This is a genomic window from Collimonas sp. OK607, assembly GCF_900111995.1.
Classification (GTDB): domain Bacteria; phylum Pseudomonadota; class Gammaproteobacteria; order Burkholderiales; family Burkholderiaceae_D; genus Collimonas.
This window is the reverse complement of record NZ_FOKF01000029.1, coordinates 33,215-47,995: the sequence shown is the minus strand read 5'-3', so window position 1 is coordinate 47,995 and position 14,781 is coordinate 33,215. Positions and strand designations below refer to the sequence as shown.

Here is a 14,781-nt window from a genome sequence, read left to right as displayed (position 1 = left end):
TCTTACCCCATCGCCACATCGTTTTTTGTGAAGCGGCGATACACACCGTACAGCACCAGCGTCGCGGCAAACAGCAAGGCACCGAGCGCGCAAGCCATGCCCCAGTTGATGGTGACATTGGTGAAATAAGCGATGTAATAACTGACCATCTGTTCGTTCGGTCCGCCTAACAAAGCTGGCGTGATGTAGTAACCGACCGACAGGATAAACACCAGCAAAGCGCCGGCGCCAATACCCGGATACGTCTGCGGCACATATACGCGCCAGAACGCGGCGAACGGATGGCTGCCGAGTGATACCGCCGCGCGCAGGTAAGTCGGCGGGATCGCCTTCATCACGCTATACAAAGGCAGGATCATGAACGGCAGCAGGATGTGCGTCATCGCGATATACACGCCGATGCGGTTGAACAGCAGCTCCAGCGGCGCCTGGGTAAGGCCGGTCACCATCAGGGCTTTGTTAACCAGGCCTTCCGATTGCAGCAACACGATCCAGGCCGCGACCCGCACCAGGATCGAAGTCCAGAATGGAATCAGCACCAGGATCATGAACAGGTTGGCGCGCCGTTCCGACATGGTTGACAGCCAGTACGCCAGCGGATAGCCAAGCACCAGGCAGGCCAGCGTAGCAACCAGGCCCATCCAGAAAGTGCGGCCGAAAATCTTTTGATATACCGAGGCGCTGGGATCCGCCTTTTCGATATGGCCGAAGGCGTCTTGCTTCAGATCCAGCGCCGCCAGCAGGTAATAAGGCGAATAAGGCGCACCATTCTTGGCAATCACTTGCCAGTACGGCAGCTGACCCCATTGTTCATCGATATCGATCAACGCCTGTTTGATCTGCGTGGCCGGCAGCGGCTTGCCGTCTGCATCCAGCAGCGGCAAAGCACGCGCGGTTTTCATGATGATCGAACGGGCGCCGGAGATTTCCGAATTGAGACGGCGCGCCAGCGAACCGGCGGAGCTGTCTTCTTTAGCTTGCAACAGATCGCTTGCCAGTCCGGCATAGGCGGCATCCGGCGGCGTGCTCTTGCGATCCCAATTGTTTAATGCCGCCACGGTGTGCGGCAGTGTGGTCGCGATTTCCGGGTTTTCCACGGCGCGCTTGAGCAACATGGCGATCGGCACCAGGAAGGTCAGCAACAGGAAAATCGCCAACGGTGCGATCAATGCCAGCGCGGCGGCGCGCTTGCGAAATTGTGCCTGGCGCAGTTCGCGCTTGAGGTGGGAATTCTGCGGTGATGCAGGCGGCGTCATGACAGAGCCGACGCCGGCAGATGCAATAGAAGTCATGGTGTTCCGGGTATGCTGAATAGTGAATTGCAAAGAACTACCGCAAGCGGTGCTGTGCTGTGCTGTACTTACACACAGTACCGTTTGCGGTTAACCCAATCTTTTACTTGGCTGCCCAGGCAGTGAAGCGTTGCTCCAGTTCTTCACCGTGATCGGTCCAGAACGACAAACTCAGTTGCAAGGCATCCTTGGCGTTAGTCGGCGAGGTCGGCAAATTAGCCAGCACTTTCGGGTCCAGCAGCTTGAGTGCATTGTTGTTCACCGGGCCGTAAGAGATATTGCTGGCGTAGGCTTTTTGCGAATCCGGCTTGCTGGCGAAGGCGATGAATTTCTCAGCGTCGGCCTTGTTCGGCGTGCCCTTTGGGATCACCCAGAAATCCAGTGTGTAGATACTGCCGATCCAGCTGACTTTCAGATTCTTGCCTTCCCGTTGCGCGGCATCGATACGGCCGTTAAATGCGGTCGACATCACGACATCGCCTGCCACCAGGAATTGCGGCGGCTGCGCACCGGCTTCCCACCATTGGATATTCGGTTTAAGTTCGTCCAGTTTCTTGAAGGCGCGATCGACACCGGCTTTTGTACCGAGTATTTTGTACACGTCTTTCGGCGCCACGCCATCCGCCATCAGCGCGAATTCCAGCGTGTACTCGGCGCCCTTCTTCATAGCGCGTTTGCCGGGGTATTTCTTGACGTCCCAGAAATCGGCCCAGGTCTTCGGTGCGACTTTCAGTTTGTCGGCATCGTAGGCCAGCACGGTCGACCAGACAAAAGCACCAACGCCGCATTCGTGAATGGCTGCAGGGCTGAAATCGGCCTTGTTGCCGATCTTGCTGAAGTCGATTTTTTCGAGCAAGCCTTCTTCGCAAGCGCGGCCGATATCACCGGCATCCACTTCCACTACGTCCCAGCTTACCTTCTTGGCTTCGACCATTGCTTTGACCTTGGCCAGCTCACCATTGAATTCCACTACCGTGATCTTGTCGCCGCTAGCCTTGGCATAGGGATCGATGTAGGCAACCTTTTGCGCGGCGCCGTTGGCGCCACCGAAATTAACCACGGTAAGGGCTGCGGCCTGCGCCATGCCGACTGCGGCCAGCGACAATACGATGCTGGTGAAAACTGGTTTGGCAGCTTTTATAAATGACTTCATCACGTCTCCTTTTATAATAATTGCGGGACAGAGTTTAAAAGCCACCGTAGCGTGGCGAATTACTCTGTCCTCAACTGACTAGATAAAACGGTTAAATTGCAAAGAAAAACCAACAGACAAAGGTAGGGTTGTTACTAAAGAAAAATGCGCAGGTGCTTGGGATCTACGTCCAATGCGACCTGGGTGCCTTCGTATAACCCGGCCAGCGCCGGGTCGTTCAGGGTAAGTTTGATGAAGCAGTCGTCTTGCTGCGGGATCGCGCAGCGCACCCGCACGTGATCGCCGAAATAGATCAGGCTAGTGACACTGACACGCAAGGCGCTTTCCGGGGCATCGGCGAGCGGCAACAAACGAATCCGTTCCGGCCGGATGCACGCCACTACTTGCTGACCGACGCTGGCCTGGTTGGCATTGAGGCCGTTCAACAAGCCGCCGTGCGGCAAGCGCACGGTGGCGCTACCGCCATCGGTCGCAGCCAGCACGCCATTGAAACGATTGTTGTCGCCGATGAAACCGGCCACAAATTGATTTTCCGGATATTCGTAGAGACGGTCGACCACAGCCAGTTGCTGGATGATGCCCTGGTCGAATACGGCGACGCGGTCCGACATGGTCAACGCTTCGCTTTGATCATGGGTGACGTAGACAAACGTCACGCCGAGACGCTTGTGCAAAGCTTTCAGCTCCAGCTGCATATGTTCGCGCAACTGCTTGTCGAGCGCACCCAGCGGTTCATCCATCAGCACCAGCTTAGGATCGAACACCAACGCCCGCGCCAACGCGATCCGCTGCTGCTGGCCGCCGGAGAGTTGTGCCGGATAACGATCGCCGAATTTACCCATCTGCACCATATCCAGCGCTTTTTTTACCTTTTCGACGCGCTCGCTACCGCTGATATTGCGTACCTGCAGCGGATAGGCAACGTTCTGCGCCACGGTCATGTGCGGAAACAGGGCGTAGTTCTGGAACACCATGCCGATGTTGCGTTTATGCGGTGGCACTTTGTTGAGCAGCTGCCCGTCCAGCCGGATTTCGCCGCCAGTCGGAAACTCGAATCCGGCCAACATCATCAGGCAGGTGGTCTTGCCGGAACCAGATGGGCCCAGCAAGGTCAGGAACTCGCCGCGCTGGATATCCAGGTTCAGGTTCTTGACGACCAGATTCTCGCCGTCATAGGTTTTCTTGACGCCGGAAAACTGCACCAGGATATCCGGTGTGCCTGGTTTATCGGCAACTTCCTTGGAAACCAAGGGCAGGTGGGTAGCGATATTTTCTTGCTTCAACTCATTCTCCCGACAAGTTTCAAGCAGCTGCGACGGTGCGCATCGCGGCACTCAGGATGCCCAGTGCCTCATCCATCAAGGTATCCTCAATTGTCAGCGGAAACAAGAAGCGGATCGCATTACTGTAGATCCCGCAGCTCAACAACAGCAAGCCATTTTTGAGGGCTTCCGCCTGTACCTTCTTGGTAAACTCGGCATCCGGCTGGCGGGTGCCCGGTTGCAGGAATTCCACCGCCACCATCGCGCCCAGGCCACGGATATCGGCAATCTGCGGAATCTCTGCGCGCAGGCCTTCCAAAGCCTGCTTCAGCTTGGCGCCGAGCAGATTGGCGCGTTCGACCAGCTTCTCTTCCTCGATCACCTCCAGCACTGCCAGCGCGGAGGCCACTGCCAGCGGATTGCCGGCGTACGTGCCGCCCAGGCCGCCGGGTGCTGCCGCATCCATGATCTCGGCGCGGCCGCACACTGCCGACAAAGGCATGCCGCCGGCCAGGCTCTTGGCCATCGTCATCAAATCCGGAATCACACCGGAATGTTCCACCGCGAACATCTTCCCGGTACGGGCAAAGCCGGTTTGCACTTCGTCAACTATCAGCAAGATGCCATGCTCATCGCACAATTTGCGCAGCGCCTGCATCAATTCCGGCGGCGCAGCGTAGAAACCGCCCTCGCCTTGTACCGGCTCCAGAATGATGGCGGCGACACGCTTGGGATCGACGTCCGCCTTGAACAGCGATTGCAACGCCGCCAACGAGCTTTCCACACTGACGCCATGCAGTTCGATCGGGAACGGTACGTGATAGACCTCGGCCGGAAACGGCCCGAAGCCGACCTTGTACGGCACGACTTTGCCGGTCAGCGCCATGCCCATCATGGTGCGACCGTGGAAGGCGCCGGAAAACGCGATCACCGCGCTACGTCCGGTAGCGGCACGGGCGATCTTGACGGCGTTTTCTACCGCCTCGGCGCCGGTTGAAAAGAAAGTGGTTTTTTTTGCATGATCGCCTGGCGTGACGGCGTTGATGCGCTCAGCCAGTTCAACATAGCTGGCGTACGGCACGATCTGGTAAGCGGTGTGGGTAAATTTGCCCAGTTGTTCCTGGATTGCGGCCACCAGTTTTGGATGGCGATGGCCTGTGTTCAGGACGGCGATGCCGGCAGCGAAGTCGATGAAGCGGCGGTTTTCCACATCCCAGATTTCTGCGTTGAGTGCGTGCGACGCGTAGAAATCGCACATGACGCCGACGCCGCGCGGGGTGGCGGCGTTTTTGCGTTGATGCAATGCTGCGTTGGTGTTTGAGTTTGCTACATCTGCAGCGGCGGCTGCGTGATATCCGTCGTTTTTCATAATGGCTCCTAAATGCGTTGTACGCGTTATGCGGTTTTTGTATTAGCTTTGATGCATACTAAGGCCGAGCTGGATCTATAATATAGTGCCACTTTCAGTTTTCTAATGGAGCCACTTTGCGCATCGCCTCGCTCACCGATTTTTTGCTGATGCGCATAGAGCGCGGCGCCGATGGCGCTATCGCCAAGGCTGTCAGCACTCCCCTTAACCGGCAGATTTACCAGGCCATCCGCGAGGCTATCTTGTCGCAATTGCTGCCATCCGGCTGGCAACTGCCGTCATCGCGCGATCTGGCGCGCGAACTGACGATATCGCGCAATACGGTGACCTATGCCTACGAGCAGCTGATCGCCGAAGGTTATCTGGAAACCCGGGCCGGTTCCGGCACCTTCATCGCCGATACCACGCCTGACCAGATTCCAGAGATGCGCTTGAACACACCGCCACTGACAGATCCCAGCGGTGAATCAGAATTGTCAGCACACGGCGCGAAACTGATCCAGCAGGCTGGCGTCAGCGATTTGCAGTGGGGCGCGTTCATGCCCGGTGTGCCGGACGTGACGCTATTCCCGAACAAGATCTGGAGCCGCCTGCAAAACAAGCATTGGCGCCGCTCACGCGCAGAACTGCTGACCTATGGCGACGCCGGCGGTTACATGCCGCTGCGCGAGGCGATCGCTGAATATTTGCGCATCGCGCGCTCGGTCAACTGCAATGCCAACCAGGTAATCATCACTACCGGGATCCATCAATCGCTGGATATCGTCGTCAAGCTGCTGGGAGAACATGGCGATAGCGCCTGGGTCGAAGATCCCTGTTACTGGGGCACGCGCAGCGTCCTCAATTCGCTCGGCATCAAGCCGGTGGCGATCCCGGTCGACTCGGAAGGCATGCGCATGCGGCTGGCCAACCTGCGCCAGCCGCCACGCTTTATCTGCGCCACGCCGTCGCATCAGTATCCGCTAGGGATGGTAATGAGTCTGTCACGGCGGCGCATGTTGCTGGAGTACGCGGCGACCCGCAAAGTCTGGATCATCGAAGACGACTACGACAGCGAATTCCGTTACGGCAGCCGGCCGCTGGCGTCTTTGCAAGGCATGGATACCGACGACCGCGTGTTGTACATGGGGACCTTCAGCAAGACCATGTTCCCCAGTCTGCGCATCGGCTTCATGGTGGTGCCGGAATCGCTCGCCGCGACGTTTGCAATCGGGGTTTCCGAGCTGTATCGCGGCAGCCAGGTATTCATGCAGGCGATCATGGCCGATTTCATGACAGAGGGACATTTCGCTTCGCACATCCGCCGCATGCGGGTGTTGTACGCCGAGCGTTTGCATCTGCTGCAAGCCGCAATCGCACGTCATTTCGGCGACCGCATCACGCTTACCGGCGGCGAGGCCGGCCTGCATCTGGCGCTGGGCTTGCCGGTGCAATGCGACGATCTGGCGATCAGTCGTGCCGCGCGTGAAGCGGGTATTGTGGCGCGGCCGCTGTCGCGTTATTACATGAATGCCGAAACTACGCGCAATGGCTTGCTGCTGGGCTATGCATGTGTCCCAAATGAGCAGATAGCGCCAGCTTTCGACAAGCTGGCGGCCATCATAAAAGCGCATTGGAAATGAAAAATGAAAGCTGTCCCGATCCAGACCGAAACCAAGGAGAACCCATGAAGAAGTTTGTTTTTACGTTGATGTTGTTGCTCAGCGCCGCAGGTACCTCTGTAGCCACCTCAGCGTCGGCCCAGGTGCCGCCGTCACGACTGGACGAAGTCATCAAATCCGGGAGTCTCCGCGTTTGCATGACGGGCGATTACAAGCCGTTCACTTTTTTCAGGAGCGACAACAGTTTTGAAGGTATCGATGTCGATCTGGCCAAATCGCTGGCCAAGGCACTCGGTGTCGAGGCGCGCTTTGTCAAAACCAGCTGGACCAACCTGACCAGTGATTTCCTTGAGAAGTGCGATATAGCCATGGGCGGGGTGTCGGTGACGCTGGAGCGCCAAAAGAAAGTGTCGTTTTCGGCGCCACATATGGTGGATGGCAAGGCCGCGATTGCACGTTGTACCGATGTCGGCAAGTTCCAGTCGCTGGCCGCGATCGACCAGCCGACGACCCGCGCCATCGTCAATCCGGGCGGCACCAATGAGCGTTTCGCCCGCGCCAACTACAAGCAGGCGCAGCTGATCCTGCATCCGGATAACGTCACCATCTTCGACCAGATCGTGCAGGGAAAAGCCGATGTGATGGTGACCGACGCCAGCGAAACCCTGTGGCAGGCGAAGCTGCATCCGCAGCTATGTTCGATTCGTCCCGACCAGCCGCTGCAATTCTCGGAAAAAGCCTTCATGCTGCCGCGCGGTGATATGCCGTTCAAGGAATTCGTCGACACCTGGATGCACCAGCTGAAGGCAACCGGCGACTATGACCGGGTGTTCAACCAGTGGCTTAAATAGCACCAGGTTGCGAAGACTATCCCTGCTTGCTGGCCGACTGCTGCGCAATCTTGCTCTTCTTGATCGATTTCAGATGCGCGGCGACGGCTGTCGCCAGCTGGCGTGCCCATAGCGAGACACCGCTGGCCGAAGGATGGTAACCATCCGAAGCCATCAGCGCGTGATCGTTGATGTCGATCAGGATCGGCACACGCGTCACGCGCAAACGATTGAGATCCGCGGGCAGATTGGCGATCAGTTCTTCCACCGTTTCATCCAGTGCTTTGGCTTTTATGCCAAGCACATAACGCAGGGGCTCTGGCAGCGCCGGGAAAGCGTGGATAGGCGGAATGCCGGAAATCACGATCAGGCGCGGCGACAAATGCGCCTGCAAGTCACGCATCAATTGCAACAGCTCGGCCCGATAGCGGCGGCAGGAACGAAACGCGGTGGTGTCATTGACACCAAAGGCGATCAGCACGATGTCAACTTTTTGCGACGCCACCTGCGGCAACATGGTCTTGACCGCGTCGCTCAGGGTCGCGCCATTTTCTCCGACCGCCTGCCAGGTCACGGTACGCTGCAGGCGCATCGCCAGCGCAGCGGCAAACTGACCGGTGATCGCTTCGTAATGGGTGGCGACGCCGACTCCGGCTACCGGCGATTCGCCGATAGTCAGTAATGCTAGCGGCCGCTGTGGCGGTTCCGTGGCACTGGCAATCTGGGCCTGGCCGATTGTCGGTCCCTTGGCTTCCGGCAGGCGTGGTGTGATGCGGCGGGTGCGACGGCCTTGTATGATCAGCCATGGCAAGAGCGGTAATGCAATCAGTTCCGGCAACCAGCGGCGCACTTCATGTCTCCTTGATTACTACTATGGTCCAGGATCAAACTATTTATTTATATGATTTTACTCAACGTTTTGCTCAACGTTTTGCTCAACGGCAAGCAATTATAGTGGTTAGCGCCTGCAAATTCACTCGATCTTCAAACCTTTTAACTCCGGCTTGGCAGCTGGCGGTTTCAGTTTCAGATCAATCAGCGTTTCCAGCAGAATGCTGGCAATCGCTAAATTACGATGGGTCTTGGAATTGGCCGGGATTACATACCAGGGAGCATGGTCAGCATCGGTTGCCTGGATCGCCTTGCCAAACAATTCCTGGTACTTATCCCAGCTTTTACGCTCCTCCAGGTCCTGAATATCGAATTTCCAGTGCTTGGCCGGGTCATCAATGCGCTCCTGCAAACGATCGCGCTGCTCATCTTTCGAAATATGCAGCAGGCACTTGATTATTGTAGTCCCAGTTTCGGCCAGCATCCGTTCAAAATCGCGAATTTGTCCGTAGCGGCGCTCGCATTCGGCCTCATCGATCCAGTCATGCACCCGGGTTATCAATACGTCTTCGTAGTGACTACGGTTGAAAACCATGATCTCGCCCCACTGCGGCACCTGCTGATGCACCCTCCATAAATAGTCGTGGGCGCGCTCGATGTCGCTGGGGGCCTTGAAATTTGCAATCTGGACGCCTTGCGGGTTGATGACGCTAAACACCTCTTTTACCGTGCCATCCTTGCCGCTGGTATCGATGCCCTGCAACACCACCAATATTTTGCGACTCCGGCCGGCGAACAACATTTCCTGTTGCGCCGCGATCTGGGTCGCCAACTCGGTCACCAGTTCCTTGTCCTTGATTTTGTCGCCGCTCGAAAGCGGCTTCTGCGCCGCGTCGACATCCTTGATCCTGGTGTTCTTACCAGCACGAAACTGCTTGCATGCTTTCATCGTTCTCTCCGATAACGTGACTATGTGCGGGTGATATTTTGGCGGTTATGCCGCTTGCTTACAAAATACCGTGCAGATTGCCAAGAGCATCCTCAATCTTGATGCAGCTATCCATCTCGACCTGGATGCCGTTGGCACGCGCCTTTGCCGCAGCGGGCTCATTGACTATGCCAAGCTGCATCCAGATGCAGCGCGCATCGATCATGATCGCCTCGCCCACGATAGGGGGAATGTCCTCTGCCTTGCGGAAACAATCGACGATGTCGATTTTCTGGTTGTCCGCAGCAAGTGCTTTCGCCGCATCATACAGATTGGCGTAGCAATGCTCTCCGAGGATGTGAGCGCCTACATGCATCGGATTGACCGGGATAATCCGATAACCGCGCTCCTGCATGTAACGGGCTACACCGTAGCTCGGCCGGTCTGGTTTGGACGACAGGCCGACGATGGCGATGATCGGGTTGGCTGGGTTGGGAACGGGAGCGGTCGTATTTGGCATGGGTTCGATGAAGGGCTTGTCGGCGTAAGTGGAATCTTACTTAAGGAGTCTTGCTTAAAACGCTTTACACGATCTTACCGCGAGAATCTGATTTCCTGCCAGCAAGCTCAGAACACGCCACCGTTGTCGATCTTCTTCAATAGCAACGGCCGGCTTTCAAACGCACCGCGTGTTGCTGTTTTTACCGGGCATTTTCTGCTTGATGGTTGTCTGCGGTAGCGCCGACCTCGTGGACTTTAGGTGTCGGCGCCGTGTCGACGGGTTTCTCGCAAGCGCACAGGCCGATTGCCAACAGCGTGATGATGAACAAATGCAATAACCGGATTTTCATTTGTCTTCTCCTTGCCGCGTTTTATATACGCGTGAAGCTTGATACATCTTAGCACGCGGGGTAGGCAGTTTTTTTACCCGCGCGCGTTCCTCCATGGCTGGCTGCGCCGTTAAAACTGCGACAACAAATGTTAAAGACAAACCGTTCAGGCAACAAAAAAGCAGCCGAAGCTGCTTTTTCTTGTTGCCATCCGAAGTACAGCTGAATTACAAAATCAGCGTCCTTTTTGACGCAATTTCGCAATCGCTGCCAATTGCGCAATAGCTGCCGACAACTCGGCCTGTGCTTTTGCGTAATCGATCACGGATTCCTTGTTGCTCAGCGCTTCTTCCGCGCGACGCTTGGATTCGGTTGCCTTCGCTTCGTCCAGATCGGCGCCGCGGATTGCGGTGTCGGCCAGAACGGTGACGTTATTCGGCTGCACTTCCAGCAGACCACCGGCAACGAATACAAATTCGTCCTGCGCCTGGCCTGCCACCTTGATCCGAACAGCACCCGGCTTGATGCGCGTGATCAGCGGGGTATGACGAGGATAAATCCCCAGCTCGCCCGACTCACCCGGCAACGCGACGAATTCGGCTTCACCGGAGAAGATCAGCTCTTCCGCGGAAACAACGTCTACGTGAATAGTGTGTGCCATCTTAAACCCTTTGTTGTCCATTAAATCAACTACCGAGAAGCGCCATCGCCAACCGTTGAGCGGAATAGTAACCAGCAGCTGCGCTGCCAGTTACTCGCCACCACGCTCAGCTGCAGCGCTTGTCAATTAGCCGATCTTCTTGGCCTTTTCGATTGCTTCTTCGATCGTGCCGACCATGTAGAACGCTTGTTCCGGCAGGTGATCGAGTTCGCCGCTGGCGATCATCTTGAAGCCCTTGATCGTGTCCTTCAGCGAAACGTATTTACCTGGCGAACCGGTAAACACTTCAGCAACGTGGAAAGGCTGCGACAGGAAACGCTGCATCTTACGTGCACGCGCCACCAGCAACTTGTCTTCCGGAGCCAGTTCGTCCATACCCAGAATCGCGATAATGTCGCGCAATTCTTTGTAGCGTTGCAAGATACCTTGCACAGCGCGGGCGGTTTCGTAGTGCTCTTGGCCAACCACTTGCGGATCCAGCTGACGCGAAGTCGAATCGAGTGGATCAACCGCAGGGTAGATACCCAGCGAGGCGATATCACGCGACAACACAACGGTGGAATCCAAGTGAGCAAACGTAGTTGCAGGCGACGGGTCGGTCAAGTCATCCGCTGGAACGTAGACGGCCTGGATCGATGTGATCGAACCGGTTTTTGTCGATGTAATACGTTCTTGCAGCTGGCCCATTTCCGAAGCCAGTGTAGGCTGGTAACCCACGGCGGAAGGCATACGACCCAGCAGCGCCGAAACTTCGGTACCGGCCAGTGTGTAACGGTAGATGTTATCGACGAAGAACAACACGTCTTTACCTTCGTCACGGAAGCCTTCAGCAATCGTCAGGCCGGTCAGCGCAACGCGCAGACGGTTACCTGGCGGTTCATTCATCTGACCGTAAACCATCGCTACCTTGGATTTTTCCGGATTTTCCAGATCAACCACTTTAGCGTCAGCCATTTCGTGATAGAAGTCGTTACCTTCACGAGTACGTTCACCAACACCGGCAAACACGGACAAGCCGCTGTGTGCCTTGGCGATGTTGTTGATCAGTTCCATCATGTTCACGGTCTTACCCACACCCGCGCCACCGAACAGACCAACTTTACCACCCTTGGCGAACGGGCAAACCAGATCGATAACCTTGATACCTGTTTCCAGCAATTCCTGCGATGGCGACAGTTCGTCGTATGCAGGAGCTTTGCGGTGAATCGAGGCAGTGGTTTCGTGGCTTACCGGACCGCATTCGTCGATCGGGTTACCCAGCACGTCCATGATGCGGCCCAGTGTTGCTTTACCGGTCGGCACCATGATTGGCTGGCCTGTGTTCTTGATTGTCATGCCGCGGCGCAAACCGTCGGATGTACCCAGCGCAATGGTACGGACTACGCCGTCGCCCAGCTGTTGTTGTACTTCCAGCGTCAGTTCCGAGCCATCCATCTTCAAGGCATCGTAAATCTTAGGCATCGCGTCACGTGGAAACTCAACGTCCACCACAGCGCCGATACACTGAACGATTTTGCCATCAGCCATTTTCGTTCCTTCAATATATAAAATAAATTTCTGTTAAACGCAGTTTGCGTTACACCGCAGCAGCACCGGCGACGATCTCAGACAATTCCTTCGTGATCGCAGCTTGGCGCGTCTTGTTGTATACCAGTTTCAGTTCGCCAATCACGTTACCCGCGTTGTCGCTAGCCGACTTCATCGCCACCATCCGCGCCGATTGCTCGGACGCCATGTTTTCGGCGACAGCCTGATAAATCAGCGCTTCCACGTAACGCACCAGCAATTCATCGATGACGCTTTGCACATCCGGCTCGTAAATGTAGTCCCAGGAATGCGAACCTTCTTTATCAGCCTCAAGACGATCGCTCGACAACGGCAGCAACTGCTGCAGCATCGGCTCTTGCTTCATCGTGTTGATGAACTTGGTGTACACCAGATAAACCGCGTCCAGGCGACCTTCCTGATAAGCGTCGAGCAGTACTTTGACTGGTCCGATCAGCTTGTCCAGATGCGGCGTATCGCCCAGTTGCACGGCATGCGCAACGACCTTGGCGCCGATCCGGTGCAGAAAACCCAGACCCTTGTTGCCGATCGCTACTGCCTGAACCTTATTGCCTTGTCCTTCCAGCTCACGCAGTTTCGCGGTCAGCAAACGCAAGGAGTTGGTGTTCATGCCGCCGCACAGACCTTTGTCGGTCGTTACAACGATGAAACCAACGTTCTTGGAGTTGTCCTGCTTCACCATGAACGGGTGCGTGTACTCTGGATTGGCTTGCGACAAGTTAGAAGCGATATTACGAATCTTGTCACTGTAGGGACGTGCCGCACGCATCCGGTCCTGCGCCTTGCGCATTTTGGATGCGGCGACCATTTCCATCGCCTTGGTGATCTTCTTCGTATTTTCTACGCTCTTGATCTTGCTGCGTATCTCTTTACCTGTAGCCATTCCGTGCTCCAGTTAAATTAAGCCACGAACGATTTTTTGAAATCAGCAACGGCGGTAGACAATGCAGCTTCACCATCTTTGTCGAGTTGCTTGGTTTCTTCGATCTTTTGCAGCAAAGGCGCGTGGCTGGTCTTCATGTAGTTATGCAGACCGCTTTCGAATGGCAGTACTTGCTTGACGTCGATGCTGTCCAGGAAGCCCTTGTTGACCGCGAACAAAGTCACAGCCATCAGCGAGATCGACAACGGCGAGTATTGCGCTTGCTTCAACAGCTCGGTCACGCGTGCACCGCGGTCCAACTGCTTGCGGGTCGCTTCGTCGAGGTCGGAAGCAAACTGCGCAAACGCAGCCAGTTCACGATACTGCGCCAAGTCGGTACGGATACCGCCGGACAGATTCTTGATAACCTTGGTCTGAGCAGCACCACCAACGCGCGATACCGAAATACCAGCGTTAATCGCAGGACGGATACCAGCGTTGAACAACGAAGTTTCCAGGAAGATCTGACCGTCGGTAATCGAAATCACGTTGGTCGGAACGAAAGCGGAAACGTCGCCAGCCTGGGTTTCGATGATCGGCAAAGCAGTCAGCGAACCAGTCTTGCCCTTGACTTCACCCTTGGTGAAATCTTCAACGTATTTTTCGTTCACACGTGCTGCGCGTTCCAGCAAACGGCTGTGGAGGTAGAACACGTCGCCAGGGTAAGCTTCACGGCCTGGTGGACGGCGCAACAGCAGCGATACCTGACGGTATGCAACAGCTTGCTTGGACAAATCGTCATACACGATCAGTGCGTCTTCACCGCGGTCACGGAAATATTCGCCCATTGCGCAGCCGGAGTAAGCCGACAGGTATTGCATCGCAGCCGACTCGGAAGCCGATGCAGCAACCACGATGGTGTATTCCATGGCGCCGTGTGTTTCCAACGAACGCACGATGTTCTTGATCGACGATGCCTTTTGACCGATAGCGACATAGATACATGTCACGTCCTGGCCCTTTTGATTGATGATCGCATCGATCGCAACAGCGGTCTTACCGGTCTGGCGGTCGCCGATGATCAGTTCGCGCTGGCCGCGGCCGATAGGTACCATCGAGTCGATCGACTTGATACCGGTTTGCATTGGCTGCGAAACGGATTGACGGGCAATAACGCCCGGCGCGATCTTTTCAATCGGAGCTGTCAGCTTGGCGTTGACCGGACCCTTGCCGTCGATCGGCTGGCCCAGCGCGTTCACTACACGGCCGCGCAGTTCCGGACCGATAGGCACTTCCAAAATACGGCCGGTACATTTAACTGTATCGCCTTCGGAAATGTGTTCGAAGTCACCCAGAATAACGGCACCGACAGAGTCGCGCTCGAGATTCAGCGCCAGGCCGAATGTGTTACCTGGGAATTCCAGCATCTCACCTTGCATCACGTCAGACAGACCATGGATACGGCAGATACCGTCGGACACGGAAATAACCGTGCCTTGATTGCGAATTTCAGCGGTATCGCCAAGGCCTTGAATCCGGCTCTTGATCAGTTCGCTGATTTCAGACGCGTTGAGTTGCATATTAACTCCTAAAATT

At 56.0% G+C, this 14,781-nt stretch carries 14 protein-coding genes; 2 read left to right on the top strand and 12 right to left on the bottom strand.

Annotated elements, in window-relative coordinates; genetic code table 11:
* Positions 1 to 2 precede the first annotated feature (2 nt).
* The 4 genes from BM029_RS18320 to gabT all read right to left on the bottom strand — a co-directional run bounded on the left by BM029_RS18320 (position 3) and on the right by gabT (position 5,076).
* Positions 3 to 1,292: an ABC transporter permease gene (locus BM029_RS18320; RefSeq protein ID WP_092438449.1), complete on the bottom strand. Its 1,290-nt coding sequence runs from the start codon at positions 1,290 to 1,292 to the stop codon at positions 3 to 5.
* 103 nt (positions 1,293 to 1,395) lie between these two features.
* Entirely contained in the window at positions 1,396 to 2,376 is a 981-nt protein-coding gene (locus BM029_RS18315) for an ABC transporter substrate-binding protein (protein WP_371329140.1), read from the bottom strand.
* A 203-nt stretch (positions 2,377 to 2,579) separates the two neighbouring features.
* Positions 2,580 to 3,695 carry an ABC transporter ATP-binding protein gene (locus BM029_RS18310; protein ID WP_244545119.1) on the bottom strand — a complete coding sequence of 372 codons (1,116 nt, stop codon included), beginning with the start codon at positions 3,693 to 3,695 and terminating at the stop codon, positions 2,580 to 2,582.
* 52 nt (positions 3,696 to 3,747) lie between these two features.
* A complete protein-coding gene (gene gabT / locus BM029_RS18305) occupies positions 3,748 to 5,076 on the bottom strand; it encodes a 4-aminobutyrate--2-oxoglutarate transaminase (protein ID WP_170851132.1) in 1,329 nt (442 codons plus the stop codon).
* Positions 5,077 to 5,192: 116 nt separating this feature from the next.
* Between gabT and BM029_RS18300 the strand changes: the two genes are divergently transcribed.
* Together BM029_RS18300 and BM029_RS18295 are read left to right on the top strand one after the other, a co-directional pair.
* Positions 5,193 to 6,698, top strand: coding sequence for a MocR-like pyridoxine biosynthesis transcription factor PdxR (locus tag BM029_RS18300; RefSeq protein ID WP_092438445.1), 1,506 nt, complete (start codon positions 5,193 to 5,195; stop codon positions 6,696 to 6,698).
* A gap of 44 nt (positions 6,699 to 6,742) precedes the next feature.
* Positions 6,743 to 7,528: a transporter substrate-binding domain-containing protein gene (locus tag BM029_RS18295; protein WP_092438443.1), complete on the top strand. Its 786-nt coding sequence runs from the start codon at positions 6,743 to 6,745 to the stop codon at positions 7,526 to 7,528.
* Between the two features lie 16 nt (positions 7,529 to 7,544).
* On the opposite strand, the gene BM029_RS18290 is transcribed toward BM029_RS18295, so the two are convergent.
* The 8 genes from BM029_RS18290 to atpA all read right to left on the bottom strand — a co-directional run bounded on the left by BM029_RS18290 (position 7,545) and on the right by atpA (position 14,765).
* Positions 7,545 to 8,357 carry an SGNH/GDSL hydrolase family protein gene (locus tag BM029_RS18290; RefSeq protein ID WP_092438441.1) on the bottom strand — a complete coding sequence of 271 codons (813 nt, stop codon included), beginning with the start codon at positions 8,355 to 8,357 and terminating at the stop codon, positions 7,545 to 7,547.
* Between the two features lie 123 nt (positions 8,358 to 8,480).
* Positions 8,481 to 9,287 (bottom strand): PPK2 family polyphosphate kinase, encoded by an 807-nt coding sequence (locus BM029_RS18285; protein ID WP_092438439.1) that lies wholly within the window; start codon positions 9,285 to 9,287, stop codon positions 8,481 to 8,483.
* A 58-nt stretch (positions 9,288 to 9,345) separates the two neighbouring features.
* Positions 9,346 to 9,786 (bottom strand): CoA-binding protein, encoded by a 441-nt coding sequence (locus BM029_RS18280; RefSeq protein WP_092438437.1) that lies wholly within the window; start codon positions 9,784 to 9,786, stop codon positions 9,346 to 9,348.
* Between the two features lie 181 nt (positions 9,787 to 9,967).
* Complete coding sequence (locus BM029_RS25695) at positions 9,968 to 10,117, bottom strand: hypothetical protein (protein ID WP_211482508.1); 150 nt, start codon at positions 10,115 to 10,117, stop codon at positions 9,968 to 9,970.
* Between the two features lie 214 nt (positions 10,118 to 10,331).
* Positions 10,332 to 10,757 carry a F0F1 ATP synthase subunit epsilon gene (locus BM029_RS18275; protein WP_092438489.1) on the bottom strand — a complete coding sequence of 142 codons (426 nt, stop codon included), beginning with the start codon at positions 10,755 to 10,757 and terminating at the stop codon, positions 10,332 to 10,334.
* A 126-nt stretch (positions 10,758 to 10,883) separates the two neighbouring features.
* Positions 10,884 to 12,284, bottom strand: a complete 1,401-nt coding sequence (gene atpD / locus BM029_RS18270; RefSeq protein WP_014008363.1) for a F0F1 ATP synthase subunit beta — start codon at positions 12,282 to 12,284, stop codon at positions 10,884 to 10,886.
* Between the two features lie 49 nt (positions 12,285 to 12,333).
* Entirely contained in the window at positions 12,334 to 13,206 is an 873-nt protein-coding gene (atpG, locus tag BM029_RS18265) for a F0F1 ATP synthase subunit gamma (protein WP_092413168.1), read from the bottom strand.
* 17 nt (positions 13,207 to 13,223) lie between these two features.
* On the bottom strand, positions 13,224 to 14,765 hold the full coding sequence (gene atpA / locus BM029_RS18260) for a F0F1 ATP synthase subunit alpha (RefSeq protein ID WP_092413166.1): 1,542 nt from the start codon (positions 14,763 to 14,765) through the stop codon (positions 13,224 to 13,226).
* Positions 14,766 to 14,781 lie beyond the last annotated feature (16 nt).